We start from the raw sequence: 19,650 nt of genomic DNA, 5'->3' as shown, positions 1-19,650 counted from the left end.
AAAACACACACTTTCATTATAATTTTATTTTAAAGAGGTATTTTTATGAGCAACTTAAATTACAAAAAGAGAAAAAATCACTCTTATATACGATTAATAATAATTATAGCAGTTGTAATTGCAGCATTGTTAATTGCGATCAAGTTTGTACAATCATTCAATTCCGACAAAAAAATATCCAAAAACGATACTAAAATAGAAACGAACGTTTCAAAAAATGGTGAAAATGATAAAACAAAAGCTGATGACAGTTCAGATTCTCAAGATAGTGACGCAGCAGACGAGAAATCTAAAGAAGAACCTCAAATAGATCCGACTTCCCAAAAACCGGGTACATCTCATAACTATGAGGCTGAAGCTTGGGCATATAGCTGTAAAGATGTAAATAACTGGATATTGAATCCGTCAACTTATACAGGCACAGACAAACTTGTATTTTTAACATTTGATGACGGACCTTCGTCATCTCTTACTCCAATAGTATTGGATACATTGAAAAATTACGGGGTACACGGAACATTTTTCATAGTAGGAAGAAGCGCCGACCAGGATTACGCAAAACCTTTGCTGGAAAGAGAAATGAAAGAAGGACACGCTGTAGGCTTGCATTCATACACTCATGAGTATTCCAACCTTTATCCGAACAGAGTTGGCAGCGTAGAAAACGTACTTGCTGAAATAGATCAAAATATGAAAGCAATAAGAAAATCCCTCGGCGAAGACTTTAAAACTACGATATTTCGTTATCCTGGAGGACATATGTCATGGAAAGGACTTTCACCTGTAGATGAGGCATTGGCACAACAAAACATATACAATATAGATTGGAATGTCCTTACAGGTGATGCCGAGGCAAAAGGCTCAAGAAGGGATTTACAAGGTGCACTTGACAATATAAAAGAAGATATGGCTATGTACGGAGGAAGTCCAAAAGTAGTAGTTGTTCTTATGCACGATATAAAACAAAAAAGTGTAGATGCCTTACCGCAAATAATAGAATATTACAATTCTTTAGGCTATAAATTCGGCATATTATCTTAAAATAATTTTTGTGCCAATTGTTGCTTAAAACTTTCTTAAAATTATAAAAGTATAAAATATCAAATCTATAAAATCCTATAAATGCATATATTGTCCTGCTTTTATAGGATTTTATATTAATAATTTATAAGATATAGTATTGTTATAAGCGAATTTTAATGTAAGCATAATTTCCAAATAATAAAATATCTTGAATTTAATATATATAAGTTGTAAAATAACTTTAGGAGATATTTTATGAAACAATTTATACAAAAAAATAATGATTTATTATTAAACGGTCCTATAAGTAAGGGTATTTTACTTTTTGTAATACCCATATTTATAGGCAATTTATTTCAACAATTATATAATATTGTAGACTCTTTAATAGTCGGCAACTACCTTGGCAGTAGCTCACTTGCCGCTGTAAGCTCATCTACCGCACTTATTCTGTTGATGATAGGATTTTTTGACGGGCTTAGTATAGGTTCAGGAGTTGTTATTGCAAGGTATTATGGCAACAAAGATATAGAAAAAATGCAAAGAACAATCCATACTTGTATAGGCTTTGCATTAATAACCGGCATAGTGCTGACAGCTGTCGGAATTTATTTTGTACCTTACATATTGGTGTTGATGGACACTCCTGAACATGTACTACCTGAGTCCATTACTTATTTTAGAATATATTTTATGGGCTCTATGTTTTTTGTGCTTTATAATATGTCATCGAGTATACTGAGATCGGTTGGAGACAGTGTTACTCCTCTCAAATTTTTGATGATTGCATCTATTACAAATATCATACTTGATTATTTTCTCGTAGGTATTATGGGATATGGTGTAGGTGCTGCAGCTTTTGCCACTATTACATCACAATTTATCAGTGCTTTTTTATGCATTAATTATCTGATGAAAGTAAACTCTGATTATAAATTGCATTTTTCAAAAATAAAGATAGAAAAATTTTATCTTAAACAAATATTAAAAAATGGTATTCCTGCGGGAATACAAGGCTCTATAATATCTCTTGCCAATGTAGTGGTACAATCCAATGTCAATCATTTTGGAGAATATGCTGTAGCAGGAAACGGCTCTTATGAAAAAATATCCGGTTTTACTTTTTTGCCTATTACTTGCTTTTCTCTTGCAATATCTACCTTTATCAGTCAGAACTTAGGAGCCGGAAACTTGGAAAGAATGAAAAAAGGTGCAAAATTTTCAATATTTACAGGTGTGCTCTTAGCAGAATTTATCGGACTTATAGTATATATTACTATTCCATATCTTATGACTTTTTTCACAGATGATTTAAGGGTAATATCTTTTGGTGTAAGAAAAGCCAGAATTTGCGCAGCATTTTCATGTTTACTCGCTTTTTCTCATATTATGAGCGGAATACTGCGAGGCCTTGGTAGAGCATATGTGCCGATGTTTATAATGCTCACATTCTGGTGCATAGTCAGAGTAACATATCTTAACATTGTTGTACCTATTTTTCCAAGCATAGATACAATTTCGTGGGCATATCCGATTACATGGTCTTTAAGTTCATTAGTATACCTGATATATTATATTAGGATAAAATGGGAAAAATTATAAAATCTATTTTATACTAAACCCTATTTTAAAAATATCTATATTTAATTGGATAACGGCATGGAGGTTTTATTATGAATTTTAAAAAATTATTTTGGATAAAAAGCGTTATATCAGGATTTGTTGTATTGTTTTTTATAAATTTAATGGATAAAATTGCAAAAAATAATGATTATTACAAAAACTTGGCAATTATCAGCTTTTTAGGTTTTTTTACATTACTCATAATAAATCTTGTTTTTGCAATTATAAAAAAGAAGATTGCTAAAAAATGACATCGTACTAAACGTTAATAGAATAATTGATATTATTTTTTAAGAATTTATTAGCTAAGTAAATTTATGTCTACTTAAAATAAAATTCTTATATATTTTAAAATTTATACTCTTTTCTAATAAAATTATGAATACCTTGTATAATTATATAACATTGGTACAAATAGTCTACCAGAAAAATTAATTATTATGTTCTTCCATTGTTCTATAAGATTTTAGTATTAATTAAACTATATTTACATAAAACAAAAAATGGATTTTAAAAGATATACTCGATCTTTTGAAATCCATTTTTTATGCAATTTATTAATCTATGTTATTTTTTACAACTTTTCTCATATCGCCTATCAAATATAATGAACCTGCTATCATAAGCAAATCGTCTTTATCACAATAAGAAAGTGCTTTTTTATATGCCTTTGCATAGTCTTCCTCATATTCACAATTAGGATTTGTATTTTTTATTATTTGGGCAAGCTCTTTGGCGCCTTTTGCTCTATCGCTGTGCGGAGATACGGCTATTATTTTACTTGCAATAGGTGTCAGCATTTTTATCATGTCATCTACTTGTTTATCTGCTAATATTCCAAGTATCAAAACCATTTTATCGTATTTGAAATATTTTTTTATACTGTTTGTAAGATTAGTTATTCCGTCTATGTTATGCGCACCGTCCAAAACTACCATAGGCTCTCTTCTCATAATCTCCAGACGTCCTATCCATTTTACTTCTCTCAAACCTTTCAATATATCTGCCTTTTTTATATCTATACCTTGCGATATAAGCACTTCCATCAAATTTATCACAGTCGCACAATTAAGTTTTTGATGTACTCCGAGAAGATTTAACGATATATCATAACTGTCATTTTGAGTTTTTACAATTATTTCCTGCATAGCGGAATTTTTTATGATTTCTTTTTCTTGTACGGAGTTTCTATCTACCAATATCAACTTGGCATTTTTTTCTTCGCATACTCGTTTAAATACGTCTAAAGCTTCTTGTTCTTGTGGATACATTATTACAGGCACATTTTCTTTTATTATTCCTGATTTTTCAAGTGCGATTTTTTCCAAAGTATCTCCCAATATTTGCATATGGTCAAAACTTATTGATGCTATCACACAAGCTATCGGTGTCATAACATTTGTAGAGTCCTGTCTGCCTCCAAGCCCCACTTCTATCACCGCAAAATCTACACCTTGCTCGCAAAAATACAAAAACATTGCACAAGTTATTATCTCAAACTCTGTAGGATTGTCATATCCAAGTGACAATACTTCATTTACAGCTTTTTCCACTCTTGTAATTGCTTTTGCCAAATCGTCTTTTTGGATATTTGCTCCGTTTATCTGTATTCTTTCCTCAAATTCCTCTATGAAAGGCGATGTATACATACCCACTTTATATCCTGCACTTATTAGTATTTTTGCAGTCATCGCACTCATAGAGCCTTTGCCGTTCGTGCCGGCTATATGTATACATTTTATTTTATCTTGAGGATTTCCCAAAATCTCCAGTATTTTTTTTGTTCTCTCGGTACCATAATTACTGCCGAATTTATATGTGCTTTTTATATACTCCATTGCTTCTTCGTAATTCATATTCTTCTCCAATTTCAAATATTAAATTTGTAAAATATTTCCTGCTGTCAAAACTTATAATAAAGCTTAATTAAAATACTTATATTATCTCTTGTAATGCACTTTAGTAAATAAGAATTATCAATCTATATGATTATAACATATTTAATATTAAATTTATATTATTTCATATTAAAAAATTTAATATTAAATGTAAGAAAGCTCAAACCTTTTTGATATATAAAGCAAAAGCTGTAAGATGGCAAAAAATTGATTATATACAACATTTATGATAAAATTAATACAATCAAGCTATTTACTCATTATTGAGTGTATATATAAAAGTTATTAACAAAGAAAATATTATAACATATACTACAATTATATAAGGGAGGGAGGATTGAATGAAATCAAAAAAAATCACCTTAATATTAATGATATTTTACTTGATAGCATTGATATGGGTAATTATTTTTAAGTTAGAATTTTCTATTAAGGAATTACCACAAATAAGGAATATAAACTTAATCCCTTTTAATCAGCCATCTATAGTAAATGGTAAGGCAGATATAAGTGAGATTGTTTTAAATGTCTTGGCATTTATTCCATATGGACTGTTTATACATATTTTAATGGATGAAAAGTCCATACTAAAAAAACTTTTTATTATTTTTGCTACAAGCTTCATATTTGAGTTAATACAATATATTTTTGCTATTGGAGCAAGTGATATTACAGACATTATTTCAAATACATCCGGAGGTATTATAGGAGTTGTTGTTTCTATGTTTATGGAAAAACTCTTAAGAGAAAACTGGATAAAATTTATAAATATTGTAAGCACTATTTGTGCAATTATATTAACAGCAATAATTGTAATTTTACTTTTGGCTAATATCTAAATTTGAAATTGTGGGAGTATAATCAAAATGAAAGAAATTGAAAATTTTTGTAAAATAGCATTGGTTCAATCCGAGCCTGTTTTGTTCAATAAAACGGAATCACTTAAAAAGGCATTAAATTACATTAATGAATCTGCCGTTCACAATCCTGACTTGATTGTATTTCCGGAATTGTTTATACCCGGATATCCTGTTGGGATGAACTTTGGATTCAGCATTGGTAAACGTACGCAAGCAGGCAGAAAAGACTGGAAAAGGTATTATGATGCTTCCATAGTTCCAGGTGATGACGAATTTAAAAAACTTGCAGAAGCTGCCAAAAAATCAAAAGCATATATTAGCATCGGGTTTTCTGAAAGAGATGCAATTAGTGCAACTCTCTATAACAGCAATGTAATATTTGAGCCGAACGGTTCTTACAAAATACATCGCAAACTAAAACCAACAGGTTCTGAAAGAATGGTTTGGGGTGATGCAAATAAGGATTATTTCCCTATCACAGAAACACCTTGGGGACCAATCGGAAGTTTGATATGTTGGGAAAGCTATATGCCTCTTGCACGGGTAGCCTTATATCAAAAAGGCATCACAATTTATATTTCTCCTAATACAAACGATAACCCTGAATGGCAAGCAACAATTCAACACATTGCAATTGAAGGTAAATGCTATTTTATCAATGCCGATATGATTATAAGAAAAACTTCGTATCCTTTAGATATAAATGAAAAGGATATTGTAACTCAATTACCGGAAATGGTGTGCAGAGGCGGAAGTTGTATTGTTGATCCATATGGACATTACGTTACTGAACCGTTATGGGATAAGGAAGAAATTATTTTTGCAAAATTGGATATGAACTTACCTATTAGCTGTAAAATGGAGCATGATGCAATCGGTCATTATGCAAGACCTGATGTATTGGAACTCATAGTTAATGAGAAATAAAACGAAAACCTGTTTAAACACATATATAGAATAATAGTTAATACTATTCTCCGATAAAACTATGGATAACCTATACAATTGTATAAGTTTAATATAAATAGTTTATCAGAAAGATTAACTATTATGATTTTCCATTATTCTATAAGATTTTAGTATGGCAATAAATCTCATTGGTTTATTAAAATATATGTTCTTTTAATTAGGTAACGATATAAATATTTGCAAAAAAAGTAAATTAGAATTTGTGAGAGGAATATTATGAAATTCAATTCTTTAATACCAGAATTGGTAGTATCAGATATTGATAAAACTAAAGAGTTTTATGTGAATATTTTGAATTTTATAGTTGAGTATGAAAGAACGGAAAATAAATTTATCTTTCTTTCATTGGAAGATAATCAAATGATGTTTGAGCAAGATAATGGTTATTGGAATGTTGGCGAACTTGAATATCTATACGGAAGAGGAATTAATTTTGAAATGAAAGTCTCTGATGTAGAAGGTCTTTATAAACGAATTTTAGACTTTCATATTAAACCATTTAGAGAAATGAAGATAAACCATTATCGTAGCGGTGAGGAAGATATTATTCAAAAAGAATTTTTAATACAAGATCCTGATGGATATCTTTTAAGATTCACAGATTAATAAACTTGAAGTTGCAAGGATAGAGTGAATCTATAAAGGCTTAATGAACATTAAATTGTGAAATTGGATAGAGAAATTCCTTTCATTAATTAGAGGTGATTACATGAAACAAATTAATAAAATTATTCCGATATTAACAGTTATGCTATTGATGTTTTTTTTATTAGGATGCGGTAAACAAAAACACAGATTGAATTTTGACTCTTATGGTTTTGAAAGCAAAAAAAGTGAATATGCCTACGGAGATAAGGTAAAAGTATATTATAATCTGATTGGTACAGACACAGATTATAATTTCTACCTTGATGATGAAAGCATTGAACTCAAACAAAGTTATGATGATAAACATGGATATATCTTAACTTTTACTATGCCTGACCATGATGTAACCTTAAATGTGAACTCTCATAACAACATGGTGTATATTCCACAAATCAATGTCACTTTTATAAACGAGGTAAACGAAGCAGATATTTGGATTATCCCTCAGACTGAAGAAAACACGAAGCCCACTTGGGATAATGCAACAATCAGTAAACTACCCGTAAATGAAGAAAAAGAAATCAGCTTGCAAGAAAACAGAGACGCTGAAAGCTGGATAATAAACATTATTGCAGGATATCAGTATTATTCTGTTTCAGATATTGCACTTAAAGAAGGATATACAATAATTTTCAAAACAGAAACAAAAGAATATAATGGCATTCAGCACAAGAATGAGTTTATTGAAATTCTGGATCAAAACGGTAATTTGTTATCTAAAAACGAAGATATTTTTATCGGTTCCTTGGGAGCTAAGTAAGCGATTATAGAAAATTTATGGATTAAATTTATTTATAGAGGTGTGATAATGACACTGGAAGAAAGAGTATTTGAACGGAAACGCTTCATTTTAGATAAACTTGTAAAATACGGATTTCACAAGATAGCGAGCGAATATTTATATGAAACAGATTTTATGGATGGAGATTTTCATGCTATAATCATAATTTCTGAAAAAGGCATTATAACAGGCAAAGTGGTAGATGTAATGAATGAAGAAGAATATGCTCAGCTACGTATGGAAAATTTGAATGGGTGCTTATATCAGGAGTGTAAGAAACGAATATGAGAAGTTACTAAATAAGATAGCAGGTGCTTGCTGTACTGATGTATTATTTGCCTTCGATCAGGCAAATCGAATTACTGAAATGATATTAGAAAAATATGATGTTCAGCCTGATTTCCCATGGGAGCAAAGCCAGTACCAAAGCTACGGAACATTTCGTCATACCGATTCCGGAAAATGGTTTGCTTTAATTATGAATATTACGTGGGATTCCTTGCTTAAAGACAAAAACAAAGAAACTGTAGACGTTATTAACCTCAAAATTAATTCACAAGATAGTGAAAACCTCACCACAATCAAAGGCATTTATCCAGGATACCATATGAACCACAAGCATTGGATTTCAGTAGTTTTGAATGAAACTTTATCCGATAATGAAATGATGAAATTAATAGAAAACAGCTTTTCTTTGACTTAATTAAATAACAAATTTTTTTAATAACAACAAATCCCCATCTGCAAAGAAAGTAAATTGGAATTTATAGGAGAACATAGATATGAATATAGAATTAAGAAAGTGGTCAATTGAAGATAAAGAAGCGTTGATAAAAATGTGTAATTCAATTGATAGAAGTTTTTTATCTGATAGATTACCTAATCCATATACAAATGCATCTGCTGAGTGGTGGTTAAACATGGTAAAAGACAACGAAGGTAAAAAAGGTGTCTTTCGAGAGATTGTTGTTGATGGTGAAATTGTAGGAACGATATCTGTTGAACAAAAAGACGATGTATATCGAAAGGATTCTGAAATTGGTTATTATTTATTGCAGGAAGTATATTCAAAAGGCATTATGAGTGAAGCAGTAAGACGGATTTGTGAAATTGCATTTGAAACATTAGACATTATTCGTATTACAGGACTTGTATATGAACCAAATATCTCATCAAGAAAAGTATTAGAAAGAAATGGCTTTTTACTTGAAGGGAAAATGGAAAAAGCCGTTATTAAGAACAATAATATATTTGATTTATGCATTTATGGAAAAGTAAGATAAATTTAAATTTGTAAAAGCACTAATGTATAAGATTGCTCATATCTGTTTGGATATTGACGTTATGAAAATATTAATGGAGATGGTTATGAAAAAAACCTGGAATAGCTGGCTAAAAGAGGCTGTATTTATTTACAGTATTATCTATACAATTACAACAATTGTTAATAGTATAGCATATCTTATTCAGGGAATTAGATATGATCCAAGTGGTAATTGGTATGAACTAACAAGAGCATTGATTGTTCTTATTGGTGTTATTGCATATGAACTGGCGAGACATCTGCCTATAAAAAATATATTTCTCAGAACAGTGATTGTATATGTAGTTACTTTAGCGTGTGCATTTTTTACCGTATCGTCAACTCAGTTTGTTGAGCCACTTGCAAAAAGTGCTTATAAAGATATTTTTATAAATTATACAGGTTTATTTATAGTTATTACTATAATAATAGTGATATTTCAAAAGATAAAGCATAAAAAATGAACATAATGTAAACTTGATCAGATAATTTTAATTTTGTTACTTATATAAATAATCATACAAGTTCATATTTTCAGATAAAGATAATTTTATAGATTTACCTAACTTTGTCAGACTTTACTTCTATCCAATTCACATAGCTACAAGCTTACGCTCATTGATCTTTAGCTCGTATACATTTCTGTTCAAAATCTATATTAAAATTAATACCGTTCTTTAAAAATTATCTATATGTAATCGGATAGAAGCATCAAATACATTATTAAAACAGTATAAATAACAGTGTATTTAAAAATATATAAAAACAAATCTATACTTTTTTTATATATTTTTAAAAAAATGGTGTTTAATCTTTTTTTATTGGGTATAGATGTTGTATAATGAGTATTTACAAACAATAAGTCAAACCTATTTATGATGAACAAATCTTTTATTAAATTAATATAGAGCATATATTATAAATATTAAAAGCTATATAAAAATTTTTAAATATTTATGAATTGTGAGATTTTAATTTGATAATATAAGTTTACCGGTTTATTTTTAACTTAAATAACCATATATGTTGATATTTGGCTTATTATAATATATACTACAATATATTGTACAATTTTGTGTATGAAAATAATATTTTTAGGAGGTTACTATGTCAGTATTAGGTCAATTAATTCAAACAGGAGATTGGAAAGGTGAAAAACACGTTCCGGCAATAACTGCTCCTCAAACAGTAAAAGCAGGAGAAGTAGCAGAAGTTAAAGTCTGTATCGGTCAAGAAATCGCACACCCTAACACATTAGAGCACCATATCTCTTGGATAAAACTATTATTCGTTCCTTCAGGTGGAAAATTACCTGTAGAACTTGCTCACAGTGAGTTTTCTGCTAACGGAGAATCGGAAATATTCACTGCCCCTTCTTTAGTAGCAAATGTTAAACTTTCAAAGAGCGGAACACTTGTAGCTATAAGCTACTGCAATATCCATGGTTTATGGGAAAACAGTGTGGAAATAACTGTTGAATAATATTTGTACAAAAAAATACCACCTAAAAAGGTGGTATTTTTCTAAGAGTATATTATAAAGCATTTAAGGGGTAAATGAAAATCCTATTAAAAACTGTAACTGTATCTTCTTTTGTATATTATTTTTTCGACATATCTCTCAAAAGTCTTTGAATTTATCTTAATCACTTTTACACATATGAAAGGTATCGCCATCAATAGCTCCTTTTTTAGAAATGTCGGTTTTTTTATTGTTATACTTTTAGCCTTTTGCATTTCAATGGTTCTCCCTTCTTATAATTATTGATTGTCTTAATTATACAATTCCCCTCTTAAATTATTCTTAAAATAAAAAATATTTTCTTTATAAAAAAATATAGTATGTGCCAATACTTGTCAGAATTGTTTGATTGTCCACCATAAATAGCTGTAAATATTTCAAATTTCAGGTTTTAAAAAATAAATTTTCTGATATTAGTTTTTAAAATCGAATTATTGAACAAGTCTATTATTTTTACAATTCTTTTGATGTGCTTTAAGTTTTTTTATCGCCCAATCATAATGGCTTGATGTACTGCTCACAAAGTATGAACCCAATGTAGTACCGCCTGTCCATTTATACACACCTTTTGAAAACAACTCTTCATTTGTAAATTTTTTTGCCAATTCCAATACTTCATTATGTGACTTATTCAGCATTTCTTTTGCATCTTTTAAAGAAGTATCCTGATGTTTTTTCCAAAACTCGACATTCATATCACCATAGCTTTTCCAGTTGTACGGCTTTGGTAAAAACGGCTTTGCTTTGCCATTTTGATTTGAATTTACCCAATTTAATATCAGTTGATGCCATTCATAGAGATGAATTAAAATATCTCTAAGGTTTTTATCTCTTTTCCAGTGAGCCTCTTTCTTTTTTTCGTCTTTTGTAAAATCAAAGGGTGCATTTAACTCTTCATCTGTCAGATTTGAAATAAGTAAATTAAGTTTTTCATAATTTTCACTTGCAGAGATTATCAAATCATCTTTTGTTGTAGGTCTTGGCATAGTAAAATATCCTCCTATATTACAAAATATCTCAATATTGTTTTCAACTTGTCTTCAGCTGTCCTGTTTTTATTGCTTAAATATATTTCTTTATGTGAATTACAAACTCTTTTTAATCCTGCTTCACTTGCAAATTTATCCATTTTTTCAAAAGATTTTACTTCGTTATCATAACTCCCTACATGTAAAATTTGAAGGGCTTTTCCATCTTTTAATTCATCAAATACTATTTCGTCATATAAAACATTCGGCTTTTTCTTTTTTACATTTTGTAATGCCTGCGTAAATATATCCTGTGTTATAAAATCAGGCTGTTTTATCATGATATTGTATTTTAACTTACTCTTATCCTTTTTATCCTCTTCCCATTCTTCCCATATTCCTTCTAAAGGATAAACAGTAAAATCTGTAATATTTTCATCATCTTCATTTTTCATCATAGACTTAAATAATATCTTTATACCATAAGCAAGGGAATAAAGTGCAGACACTCTGTTTGAAAAGTCTTCCATATTCGGATTGCCTTGCCCTTGTATCATTATAAATTTTTGACTTGGAACATCTACTACTTCCGCTTTTTGCTTAACGCCGTAGATATTTTTTTCAAGTTTTTTCCATTCATATTTCATCTCAATTTTCCTCTTCAAATTTTTGTATTGAACAGTTAATAAATTATTTTATATCTACAAATCTATAATAAAAATATCCGCTGAATAACACGAACATTCGTATTATGTAAATCAATTAAATACTATTTATGAACTTCTAATATAAATTATATATCATTCTTAATATATAAAGTATTAGAATATGATTAAAAAGCTAAAAAGTTTCTACAAAAGCAAAACAGTGTAGAAACTTTTTTTATTATTTTAATATTGAATTTTAATACTTTTTTATATCTATTTAACTGCCATAACTTCTATTTCTAATATACCGTCTTTTGGAAGTTTTGCAACTTGTACGGCTGATCTTGCAGGCGGTTCATTTGTAAAGAATGTAGCATATACTTCATTCATAGCTGCAAAATCGTTTATATCTCTTAAAAATACTGTTGTTTTCACAACTTTATCCATTGATGTTCCTGCTGCTTCTAATATAGCTTTGCAGTTTTCAAGGCTTTGTTTAGTAGCCTCTTTTATATCTGTTTTTAATTCGCCTGTTGCAGGATCTAACGGTAATTGACCTGAAGTTATAACCAATTCTCCGCTAAAAGCCATTCCTTGTGAATATGGTCCGATTGCTCCCGGTGCATTTTTTGTTTCAAGAACTTTTTTCATGATATCCTCCTAAATAAATGTTTTATGATTTTATTATATCACATTTTAAATTTTAAAAAAAGGTTTTACTATATTTTTTTGCCATATATCATTGACTGATACATATGTTACAATCTGCACATCCATTGCATATACTTCTGCTACCGCAATACTTGCAATTTTCTTTATAATGAGGTTTATACAGATATTCGCTTGGAATTTCTATACCAAAACCGTCAGTAAGCTTATATTTTATTTCTTTTCCTTCGTAATTCATATTTGACTTTTTTGCCATTTGACTTTGAAGTTTTTTGCTCGGCAGATTATATTTTTTCCCATCTTTTATAAAAACTGTTCCGGTTTCCATAAAGCAAAAATTTATATCATATTTTTCGCATTGATTTCTAAGTGATTTTACCCAATCAAAATCGCATGGTCTCGCTCCGTCATAGTTTTCACCACCACAGATAACCTGCTCTATATCTCCTGTTTTTAAATAAGTTTCTATATTTATTTCACTTAAAAGTGGTGCACATACTATGCCTTTATGTTTAAATGGCAACTTCAACAATATAGGAACTCTTTCGTCAGCTCTTTTTTGATTTTCACAAGTCACATTTAAAGATATATTTTCCCATCCGTTATCCCAATATTGAGGCAAGCATTGTTCTACTCTTTGTATTCTCTTGGTTAGTATCAAAAACTTTACATCACTTCTAATACGCATCATTTCCCAAACTTCGTCTCGCCACTTATCCGCCTCTTCTAAGAAAAAGTCGGATGTCAAACACAATCTTATAAGCTCTCCACTTTTTATTTTATAATGACCGTTTCTGTTTTTTTGTAGCGGATAGTTGAAATTGGTCTTCACTTTGTATATATCTGAACCTTTTTTGTCTCTTTTTTTATCGAGGTAATACATATAACAGTTGTCACAACCTTCGCTATATTTAATACACCCATGCCATGGATTCCATATGTCGTGCATTTTATCTCCTATGAAACTGTATAAAGCCTTAATAATTTTTATATATCTTCTCTAATTATTTGTGCAATGCGTTTTTTGTCAGATAAATCATCAAAATGCTTTTTCAATTTGAATTTATCATCAGACATCAGGTTTATATTATCCGATATATCTATCACCGTATCTATATCATGCTCTACCAATATACAGGTATTTCCTGTCTCATTATGCAGTGAAACAAAAAAGTTTTTTATATCTTCTTTCAGTTTCAAATCTATAGATTTAAAAGGCTCGTCAAGCAACATTATTTCAGATTTTACTATGAAGGCTCTTAATATATTGATTCTTTGACGCATACCTCCGCTTAGTTTTGTCGGATAATAGTTGCTGTATTCTTGCAGACCGCATTTTTCAAGGGCGGTTGTTATAATATCATATGCGTTTTTTTCATCATCAAGTACCAATTTAAGATTGTCAAAAACGCTCAAATAGTCTATCAACCTATCATCTTGAAATATGAATGATATTTTTTTGCCTTGAAAATCACTTATGTCGCCTGAATATTCTTTATCCAAACCTGACAATATATTGAGCAAGGTGGTTTTACCTATGCCTGAACGCCCTATTATAGAATTAATCTTATTTTTCTTGATATTGAGCGACAGGTTGTCTATTATAACATTACCATCGTATTTTTTAGTTAAATTCTTTATCTTGTACATAATATCCAAAAGTCAGTTTTTCTCAAGCACAAATACCGTACCTTTATCAATCAGTGCTGTATCTTTATTTGAGCTTAAAAAAATCAGCTTATCTCCATCAATTTGAAATTTATATAAATCATTAATACCGTTAAGTATCAATATATTTCCGTCTACTTTATACTTACCGATCGGAACATATGATGTCGCTATGTTTCGCACAAACTCAAACTCGTTATTTTCTTTAAGCAAAACATAGGAATAACTGCCATCTTCTAATGTACCGTAAGCATACATCCCCAATTTTATATCTTTTCTACTCAATGTATAAATACTTAAAATAACAGCTATAATACACATCACTAATACAATCACTTTTTTCACAGCTGTCTCTCCTTATAATCAAAAAATTAAGATTTTGTAATACTCTATTCAATTTATAAAAAATATTTTATACTAAAATTCATTCGATTAATATAGATTGTTTATTTTAAATATACTTAATTTACTTATCCAATAAACTCTTAAAAACAAAATATTAACTTTCAGTATTTAAATCATTAATTCAATAATATGCCTTGATTATATAAAAATCTGATTTTATAACACCTTCTTTTTTGATTACAACTTGGTATTTATAGATATTTTCAGATATTTTATCTGATACACTCGTTTGTATTTGATATTCATCTATGTCTTTATCGGCTATTATCTCACTATCGCTATTTAATGAAAGTATGCAGTCTTTTTCATCTTCCATTATTTCAATCAATCTCTTTGCCTGTATATATTTGATTTTATCTTGTCTTACGGCATTTACAGTCTGTATTATGGGTATTGACAAAATAAGTATACATATAATGGATAAAATTGTATCTATAAGTGCAAATCCTCTTGATGCACGTTTATTTTTTACATAAATATTCTCCATTGCCCTCTCCGTTTATGACGATATTTACAATATTTTTTATTTTAGCAAATTTTCAATTTCATCTGCAATACTCATATACTTCTTACCGACTGATATCACCTCAACATCTCGTGCATCATCATATTTTGTAAATTTAAATTTTAAATAGTTTTTCGGCAATGAACTTTCAAATCTATCTGCCCATTCTATTATTATTATAGCCTTTTTGTTAGAAAGATAGTCATCAAAACCTATACCGTACAATTCGCTTTCATCTTCCAATCTGTAAAAATCGAAGTGATATATTGTTTTTGCATTTGCATTATATTCATTCACTATATTAAATGTAGGGCTCACAACGTCGTCTATACCTGTGAGTGAATGTATTATAGCTTTTGAAAGTGTGGTTTTGCCACTTCCGAGATCTCCTACAAGCGCAAGAGTAACACCGTCTTTCAATAAGCTTGATATTTTTTCTCCGAAACCTATAGTTTCTTTTTCTCCTTTTAAACTAATCATAAACACTCCTGAATAAACTTTTTATATAATATCAAGATTATATCATTTTTTTGAATTTTAGTAATAATATTTAGATAAAAATAAAAATAAATTAAGAAATCGTTTATAATAAAAATTGATTTTTTTTAAAGTTTTAGTATAATAAAATATAGTTAAATTTTTAATTAGCAAGTGACATATATTAATATTAATCTTGGAGGATTATATGTATCAAAAAAAAATATCTATGAATGTTATAAGGCGATTGCCTAAATATCATAGTTATCTTATAGAATTAATGGAACGTGGAGTTGTAAAAGTATCTTCAAGAGAACTCAGTGAAATAACAGGTTTTACAGCATCTCAAATAAGACAGGATTTAAATAATTTCGGCGGATTCGGCAAGCAAGGCTCAGGTTATGAAGTAGAATTGTTGTTTAAAGAAATAAGTGACATTCTCGGACTGAATATGAGCTATAAAACAATAATAATAGGTGCCGGCAATCTCGGACAGGCAATAGCAAATTATCCGGGATTCAAAAAATATGCACTTGACATAAAAGCACTGTTTGACGTAAATCCGAAACTGATCGGAATGAAAATACACTCACTTGATGTTTTGGATATAGATACAATCTCAGATTACATAAAAGATAACAATATTGAAATAGCTATAATATGTACACCTAAAGAGGCTGTGAAAAAAGTAGCACGTATATTGGAAAAGACAAATATAAAGGGCATATGGAATTTTGCACCGGTAGATTTCACGGTAAATGCGGATATAAAAGTGGAGAGCGTAAATCTTACCGACTCTCTATTCGTGTTATCCTATATGATCAGCCAAGAAGAAAAAAATTAAATATCAGACAAAAAAGCCTACATTTTAATCGCACCGAATGTAGGCTTTTTATATATAAAATATAAAAAACTGTTAAAATTTTTTAATACATATGGTATGATAATATATAAGTTTATAAATATCAATTTCATATTTTAATACTATCAATTTTTGTCTATATTTATACCAAATTAAAAAGAATCATATAAAAAATATTTCTCTATTAACTATTTTTTTAATATATGAATATTTTATAAAATTCGTTTTTTAAAATTAATCAGCTAATCTTTTTAAAAATAAAATATAAATTTTTTAAGCAAAATTCCGTATAATGTTTATATAAATTTTAATATTGATTGAGTTTTATAATTTGAACAGGAGGGGTTAAATGGGTTCATTCATTATAAGAGACGTAATACACGGCGATATAGAGTTTGACGATAATATTAAACAGATACTTAATTGTCCTGAATTTCAACGACTTCACAGAATACATCAATTAAGCTGTGAATATCTCGTATTTCCTACAGCTACACACACCAGATTTTCTCACTCCATAGGCACCTATCATGTAATGAAAAAACTCATTGAGCATTTCACTGTAAAATTAGAAGAAAAAGGATACAAAGTAAAAAAAGAGGACAAACAACTCGCTTATGTTGCCGCACTGCTTCACGATATAGGACATGGTGCTTTTTCCCACACATTTGAAAAAATATTTTCACTCAAATCTCATGAAGCATGGACTATGTCTATAATAAAAGATAAAAATACACATATCCACAAAAAAATAATAAAACTTTATGGCAAAGCATTTTTACAAAAATTGATTGACGTAATGTCCAAATCATATAAAAATCAGGAGTCTTCCAATATATTCAGCATAATTGCAACACTTGTAAGCTCACAGACAGATGCAGACAGAATGGATTATCTCCTAAGAGATTCATACTTTACAAGTGTTACCAACGGAAGATACGATATAGAAAGACTGATAAAATCCTTCGGAGTTACACAGATAAATTCAGAGCTCAGGATATATATAAACGAAAAATATATGTCTACCTTGGAAGAATATGTGCTTGCAAGATATTTTATGCACAAAGAAGTATATCAGCACACTACAAAAAGACATATGGAGATTTGTCTTTGTCTTATATTTAAACGTGTAAAAGAAATATTGGAATCAAAAACAAAAATATTTTGCGATGACGCTCTAAAAAATCTCATACTTAAAAAAAATATAACCGTATCAGACTATCTGAAAACAGATGACAGTTATTTTATGTATCACATTATGGCTTGGACAAAAAGCAAAGACGATATACTCGTATTCTTGTGCAACTGTTTCTTGAACAGAGAGCAATTTGACATAGAAGTATCATATGATAAAGATATGCTCAAAGATAAAATAAATAAACTGCTAAAAAAACACAATAAACAAGAAATAAAAGATTTGAATAACGAATATTTTTATATAGAAACACAAAAACAGGTAAATCTGTATGTGAGCTCAACTGAAAATATATGGATAAAATCTAAGGATGATGATAAGCTCTACGACTTATCTCAAAAGTCACTAATAATAAATAGGGAAAATGCTATAAAAGACTATAGTTCAAAAAATATATTTATAAGCGGCACCCTATTTAAAATTATATATGGAATAGATTTAAAACTATGAGTTTATTCATAATTTTTTGAGGGTATTAATAAAAAAGTTTATTTTAAATAAGTTGTTAATATTTATTTTAAAAATTTTTTTAAAACATTCTATATTGATGAGGTGAATTGATTTTATGAAGAGTAACTTGCTTACAAATAGTGAACTTTCATTATTTTGCTATCAGCTGTCTTTGATATTCAAATCAGGCATACCGCTTGATGAAGCAATGTCGGTATTCACAGATGAAATGAGTACGCCTGTGCTGAAAAAAATTGCACAAGACATAAAAGAAAGTGTCGGTATGGGAGAAGGACTTCACGATGCTATCAAAAAACACGAAGAATTTCCCAAATATATGGTAGGTATGATAGAAATAGCCTATAATACAGGAAACTTAGAAGGAGAATTGGAAAGACTCTCCAACTATTATCAAGAGCTTGAAAGACTTAACCAAAAAGTTTCAAATGCTGTAACATATCCTATTATACTTACAGGGCTTATGTTCATAGTTATAGGTTTCTTAGTTATAAAAGTTATACCTATGTTCAATAATATCCTACAAAGTATAGGCGGAAGTATGCCTCAAGCAACAAATATGCTGATAAATGTCGGTATGATACTTAGAAATTACGGACTTATAATAGTAGCTATACTTGTAATATTAGGATTTGCACTTTATTTTTATACAAAGTCAAAATCAGATGCTTGGAAATACAAAACACCGTTTATAGGTGAAATCAACAAAAAGATATTTTCGGAAAAATTTGCCTTAGGTATGTCAATGCTTATGAAAGGCGGATACAGTTTTGATGACGCTCTTGAAGTATATATCCGTTCAGTCGAATCCGTATATGCAACATCAGTTTTAAAAAAAGCTCAAAAAAACATATTGGAAGGCGAAGATGTAGCGCAAGAGATAAGCAAAGTCAATCTTTTCCCTACATTATTTACAAAAATGCTCACAATAGGATATAAGACAGGAGAGCTTGAAAGCTCTCTTACAAAAGTATCAAGCGTTTATAAATTGGAAGTTGAAAAAACTATGGATAAAGTAACATCATCAATAGAACCTGCACTTGTAATAATATTATCATTAGTTGTAGGTGTTATATTATTTACGGTTATGACACCTCTTATCAGTATAATATCATCACTTTAATCAAGAATCAGCTTATTTATTAAAAAAGGAGATATTA

25 protein-coding genes are annotated in these 19,650 nt (G+C 29.3%); 15 read left to right on the top strand and 10 right to left on the bottom strand.

Translation table 11 applies throughout. From position 1 onward, the window contains the following. Nucleotides 1–45 precede the first annotated feature (45 nt). From HMPREF9629_RS05990 to HMPREF9629_RS05980, 3 genes are all read left to right on the top strand, one after another. Nucleotides 46–1,041 (top strand): polysaccharide deacetylase family protein, encoded by a 996-nt coding sequence (locus HMPREF9629_RS05990; protein ID WP_009525479.1) that lies wholly within the window; start codon nucleotides 46–48, stop codon nucleotides 1,039–1,041. 237 nt (nucleotides 1,042–1,278) lie between these two features. Beyond that, nucleotides 1,279–2,625 (top strand): MATE family efflux transporter, encoded by a 1,347-nt coding sequence (locus HMPREF9629_RS05985; protein WP_009525478.1) that lies wholly within the window; start codon nucleotides 1,279–1,281, stop codon nucleotides 2,623–2,625. Between the two features lie 71 nt (nucleotides 2,626–2,696). Continuing rightward, nucleotides 2,697–2,897, top strand: coding sequence for a hypothetical protein (locus tag HMPREF9629_RS05980; protein ID WP_009525477.1), 201 nt, complete (start codon nucleotides 2,697–2,699; stop codon nucleotides 2,895–2,897). A 306-nt stretch (nucleotides 2,898–3,203) separates the two neighbouring features. Here the strand turns inward: HMPREF9629_RS05980 and HMPREF9629_RS05975 are convergent, their stop codons facing one another. Then, the gene (locus HMPREF9629_RS05975) at nucleotides 3,204–4,502 is read right to left on the bottom strand and encodes a bifunctional folylpolyglutamate synthase/dihydrofolate synthase (protein ID WP_009525476.1); all 1,299 of its coding nucleotides are present in this window, start codon (nucleotides 4,500–4,502) and stop codon (nucleotides 3,204–3,206) included. Between the two features lie 383 nt (nucleotides 4,503–4,885). On the opposite strand from HMPREF9629_RS05975, the gene HMPREF9629_RS05970 reads away from it, so the two are divergent. From HMPREF9629_RS05970 to HMPREF9629_RS05935, 9 genes are all read left to right on the top strand, one after another. Continuing rightward, complete coding sequence (locus tag HMPREF9629_RS05970) at nucleotides 4,886–5,383, top strand: VanZ family protein (RefSeq protein ID WP_009525475.1); 498 nt, start codon at nucleotides 4,886–4,888, stop codon at nucleotides 5,381–5,383. A 27-nt stretch (nucleotides 5,384–5,410) separates the two neighbouring features. After that, nucleotides 5,411–6,331, top strand: a complete 921-nt coding sequence (locus HMPREF9629_RS05965) for a carbon-nitrogen hydrolase family protein (RefSeq protein ID WP_009525474.1) — start codon at nucleotides 5,411–5,413, stop codon at nucleotides 6,329–6,331. Nucleotides 6,332–6,589: 258 nt separating this feature from the next. Beyond that, entirely contained in the window at nucleotides 6,590–6,979 is a 390-nt protein-coding gene (locus tag HMPREF9629_RS05960) for a bleomycin resistance protein (protein WP_009525473.1), read from the top strand. Between the two features lie 103 nt (nucleotides 6,980–7,082). Continuing rightward, complete coding sequence (locus HMPREF9629_RS05955; protein ID WP_009525472.1) at nucleotides 7,083–7,781, top strand: hypothetical protein; 699 nt, start codon at nucleotides 7,083–7,085, stop codon at nucleotides 7,779–7,781. 48 nt (nucleotides 7,782–7,829) lie between these two features. Then, nucleotides 7,830–8,090 carry a hypothetical protein gene (locus tag HMPREF9629_RS11965; RefSeq protein ID WP_009525471.1) on the top strand — a complete coding sequence of 87 codons (261 nt, stop codon included), beginning with the start codon at nucleotides 7,830–7,832 and terminating at the stop codon, nucleotides 8,088–8,090. Next, nucleotides 8,053–8,505, top strand: coding sequence for an MmcQ/YjbR family DNA-binding protein (locus tag HMPREF9629_RS05950; protein WP_009525470.1), 453 nt, complete (start codon nucleotides 8,053–8,055; stop codon nucleotides 8,503–8,505). Before HMPREF9629_RS11965 ends, HMPREF9629_RS05950 begins: the two co-directional genes overlap by 38 nt. A gap of 79 nt (nucleotides 8,506–8,584) precedes the next feature. Further along, on the top strand, nucleotides 8,585–9,085 hold the full coding sequence (locus tag HMPREF9629_RS05945) for a GNAT family N-acetyltransferase (protein WP_009525469.1): 501 nt from the start codon (nucleotides 8,585–8,587) through the stop codon (nucleotides 9,083–9,085). An 85-nt stretch (nucleotides 9,086–9,170) separates the two neighbouring features. Beyond that, the gene (locus tag HMPREF9629_RS05940; RefSeq protein ID WP_009525468.1) at nucleotides 9,171–9,569 is read left to right on the top strand and encodes a DUF6608 family protein; all 399 of its coding nucleotides are present in this window, start codon (nucleotides 9,171–9,173) and stop codon (nucleotides 9,567–9,569) included. 643 nt (nucleotides 9,570–10,212) lie between these two features. Beyond that, on the top strand, nucleotides 10,213–10,587 hold the full coding sequence (locus HMPREF9629_RS05935) for a class II SORL domain-containing protein (RefSeq protein ID WP_009525467.1): 375 nt from the start codon (nucleotides 10,213–10,215) through the stop codon (nucleotides 10,585–10,587). An 86-nt stretch (nucleotides 10,588–10,673) separates the two neighbouring features. Here HMPREF9629_RS05935 and HMPREF9629_RS11890 read toward each other — a convergent pair whose 3' ends face one another. From HMPREF9629_RS11890 to tsaE, 9 genes are all read right to left on the bottom strand, one after another. Beyond that, nucleotides 10,674–10,841 carry a hypothetical protein gene (locus tag HMPREF9629_RS11890; RefSeq protein ID WP_009525466.1) on the bottom strand — a complete coding sequence of 56 codons (168 nt, stop codon included), beginning with the start codon at nucleotides 10,839–10,841 and terminating at the stop codon, nucleotides 10,674–10,676. 216 nt (nucleotides 10,842–11,057) lie between these two features. After that, nucleotides 11,058–11,612, bottom strand: coding sequence for a ClbS/DfsB family four-helix bundle protein (locus HMPREF9629_RS05930; RefSeq protein WP_009525465.1), 555 nt, complete (start codon nucleotides 11,610–11,612; stop codon nucleotides 11,058–11,060). 14 nt (nucleotides 11,613–11,626) lie between these two features. Continuing rightward, nucleotides 11,627–12,241 (bottom strand): GyrI-like domain-containing protein, encoded by a 615-nt coding sequence (locus HMPREF9629_RS05925; protein ID WP_009525464.1) that lies wholly within the window; start codon nucleotides 12,239–12,241, stop codon nucleotides 11,627–11,629. Between the two features lie 273 nt (nucleotides 12,242–12,514). Continuing rightward, entirely contained in the window at nucleotides 12,515–12,892 is a 378-nt protein-coding gene (locus HMPREF9629_RS05920) for a RidA family protein (protein ID WP_009525463.1), read from the bottom strand. 88 nt (nucleotides 12,893–12,980) lie between these two features. Beyond that, the gene (locus tag HMPREF9629_RS05915) at nucleotides 12,981–13,859 is read right to left on the bottom strand and encodes a DUF5131 family protein (protein WP_009525462.1); all 879 of its coding nucleotides are present in this window, start codon (nucleotides 13,857–13,859) and stop codon (nucleotides 12,981–12,983) included. A 38-nt stretch (nucleotides 13,860–13,897) separates the two neighbouring features. After that, nucleotides 13,898–14,560: an ATP-binding cassette domain-containing protein gene (locus tag HMPREF9629_RS05910; protein WP_040012686.1), complete on the bottom strand. Its 663-nt coding sequence runs from the start codon at nucleotides 14,558–14,560 to the stop codon at nucleotides 13,898–13,900. A 12-nt stretch (nucleotides 14,561–14,572) separates the two neighbouring features. Further along, nucleotides 14,573–14,923: a hypothetical protein gene (locus HMPREF9629_RS05905; protein WP_009525460.1), complete on the bottom strand. Its 351-nt coding sequence runs from the start codon at nucleotides 14,921–14,923 to the stop codon at nucleotides 14,573–14,575. Nucleotides 14,924–15,104: 181 nt separating this feature from the next. Further along, nucleotides 15,105–15,470, bottom strand: coding sequence for a hypothetical protein (locus HMPREF9629_RS05900; RefSeq protein ID WP_009525459.1), 366 nt, complete (start codon nucleotides 15,468–15,470; stop codon nucleotides 15,105–15,107). A 36-nt stretch (nucleotides 15,471–15,506) separates the two neighbouring features. Beyond that, nucleotides 15,507–15,968 carry a tRNA (adenosine(37)-N6)-threonylcarbamoyltransferase complex ATPase subunit type 1 TsaE gene (gene tsaE / locus HMPREF9629_RS05895; RefSeq protein ID WP_009525458.1) on the bottom strand — a complete coding sequence of 154 codons (462 nt, stop codon included), beginning with the start codon at nucleotides 15,966–15,968 and terminating at the stop codon, nucleotides 15,507–15,509. A 205-nt stretch (nucleotides 15,969–16,173) separates the two neighbouring features. Here tsaE and HMPREF9629_RS05890 point away from each other — a divergent pair, with 205 nt between their 5' ends. The 3 genes from HMPREF9629_RS05890 (at nucleotide 16,174) to HMPREF9629_RS05880 (ending at nucleotide 19,613) form a co-directional block, all read left to right on the top strand. Continuing rightward, complete coding sequence (locus HMPREF9629_RS05890) at nucleotides 16,174–16,809, top strand: redox-sensing transcriptional repressor Rex (protein ID WP_009525457.1); 636 nt, start codon at nucleotides 16,174–16,176, stop codon at nucleotides 16,807–16,809. Between the two features lie 367 nt (nucleotides 16,810–17,176). Further along, on the top strand, nucleotides 17,177–18,472 hold the full coding sequence (locus tag HMPREF9629_RS05885) for an HD domain-containing protein (RefSeq protein ID WP_009525456.1): 1,296 nt from the start codon (nucleotides 17,177–17,179) through the stop codon (nucleotides 18,470–18,472). A 115-nt stretch (nucleotides 18,473–18,587) separates the two neighbouring features. Beyond that, nucleotides 18,588–19,613, top strand: coding sequence for a type II secretion system F family protein (locus HMPREF9629_RS05880; RefSeq protein ID WP_009525455.1), 1,026 nt, complete (start codon nucleotides 18,588–18,590; stop codon nucleotides 19,611–19,613). Nucleotides 19,614–19,650 lie beyond the last annotated feature (37 nt).

The sequence above is a fragment of the Peptoanaerobacter stomatis genome (assembly GCF_000238115.1).
GTDB lineage: Bacteria > Bacillota > Clostridia > Peptostreptococcales > Filifactoraceae > Peptoanaerobacter > Peptoanaerobacter stomatis.
This window is presented reverse-complemented; position numbering and strand designations above follow the sequence as displayed.

Coding starts and splice junctions, on each gene's coding strand:
- HMPREF9629_RS05990 (WP_009525479.1), top strand. CDS start 46: ATGAGCAACTTAAATTACAAAAAGAGAAAAAATCACTCTTATATACGA.
- HMPREF9629_RS05985 (WP_009525478.1), top strand. CDS start 1,279: ATGAAACAATTTATACAAAAAAATAATGATTTATTATTAAACGGTCCT.
- HMPREF9629_RS05980 (WP_009525477.1), top strand. CDS start 2,697: ATGAATTTTAAAAAATTATTTTGGATAAAAAGCGTTATATCAGGATTT.
- HMPREF9629_RS05975 (WP_009525476.1), bottom strand. CDS start 4,502: ATGAATTACGAAGAAGCAATGGAGTATATAAAAAGCACATATAAATTC.
- HMPREF9629_RS05970 (WP_009525475.1), top strand. CDS start 4,886: ATGAAATCAAAAAAAATCACCTTAATATTAATGATATTTTACTTGATA.
- HMPREF9629_RS05965 (WP_009525474.1), top strand. CDS start 5,411: ATGAAAGAAATTGAAAATTTTTGTAAAATAGCATTGGTTCAATCCGAG.
- HMPREF9629_RS05960 (WP_009525473.1), top strand. CDS start 6,590: ATGAAATTCAATTCTTTAATACCAGAATTGGTAGTATCAGATATTGAT.
- HMPREF9629_RS05955 (WP_009525472.1), top strand. CDS start 7,083: ATGAAACAAATTAATAAAATTATTCCGATATTAACAGTTATGCTATTG.
- HMPREF9629_RS11965 (WP_009525471.1), top strand. CDS start 7,830: ATGACACTGGAAGAAAGAGTATTTGAACGGAAACGCTTCATTTTAGAT.
- HMPREF9629_RS05950 (WP_009525470.1), top strand. CDS start 8,053: ATGGGTGCTTATATCAGGAGTGTAAGAAACGAATATGAGAAGTTACTA.
- HMPREF9629_RS05945 (WP_009525469.1), top strand. CDS start 8,585: ATGAATATAGAATTAAGAAAGTGGTCAATTGAAGATAAAGAAGCGTTG.
- HMPREF9629_RS05940 (WP_009525468.1), top strand. CDS start 9,171: ATGAAAAAAACCTGGAATAGCTGGCTAAAAGAGGCTGTATTTATTTAC.
- HMPREF9629_RS05935 (WP_009525467.1), top strand. CDS start 10,213: ATGTCAGTATTAGGTCAATTAATTCAAACAGGAGATTGGAAAGGTGAA.
- HMPREF9629_RS11890 (WP_009525466.1), bottom strand. CDS start 10,841: ATGCAAAAGGCTAAAAGTATAACAATAAAAAAACCGACATTTCTAAAA.
- HMPREF9629_RS05930 (WP_009525465.1), bottom strand. CDS start 11,612: ATGCCAAGACCTACAACAAAAGATGATTTGATAATCTCTGCAAGTGAA.
- HMPREF9629_RS05925 (WP_009525464.1), bottom strand. CDS start 12,241: ATGAAATATGAATGGAAAAAACTTGAAAAAAATATCTACGGCGTTAAG.
- HMPREF9629_RS05920 (WP_009525463.1), bottom strand. CDS start 12,892: ATGAAAAAAGTTCTTGAAACAAAAAATGCACCGGGAGCAATCGGACCA.
- HMPREF9629_RS05915 (WP_009525462.1), bottom strand. CDS start 13,859: ATGCACGACATATGGAATCCATGGCATGGGTGTATTAAATATAGCGAA.
- HMPREF9629_RS05910 (WP_040012686.1), bottom strand. CDS start 14,560: ATGTACAAGATAAAGAATTTAACTAAAAAATACGATGGTAATGTTATA.
- HMPREF9629_RS05900 (WP_009525459.1), bottom strand. CDS start 15,470: ATGGAGAATATTTATGTAAAAAATAAACGTGCATCAAGAGGATTTGCA.
- tsaE (WP_009525458.1), bottom strand. CDS start 15,968: ATGATTAGTTTAAAAGGAGAAAAAGAAACTATAGGTTTCGGAGAAAAA.
- HMPREF9629_RS05890 (WP_009525457.1), top strand. CDS start 16,174: ATGTATCAAAAAAAAATATCTATGAATGTTATAAGGCGATTGCCTAAA.
- HMPREF9629_RS05885 (WP_009525456.1), top strand. CDS start 17,177: ATGGGTTCATTCATTATAAGAGACGTAATACACGGCGATATAGAGTTT.
- HMPREF9629_RS05880 (WP_009525455.1), top strand. CDS start 18,588: ATGAAGAGTAACTTGCTTACAAATAGTGAACTTTCATTATTTTGCTAT.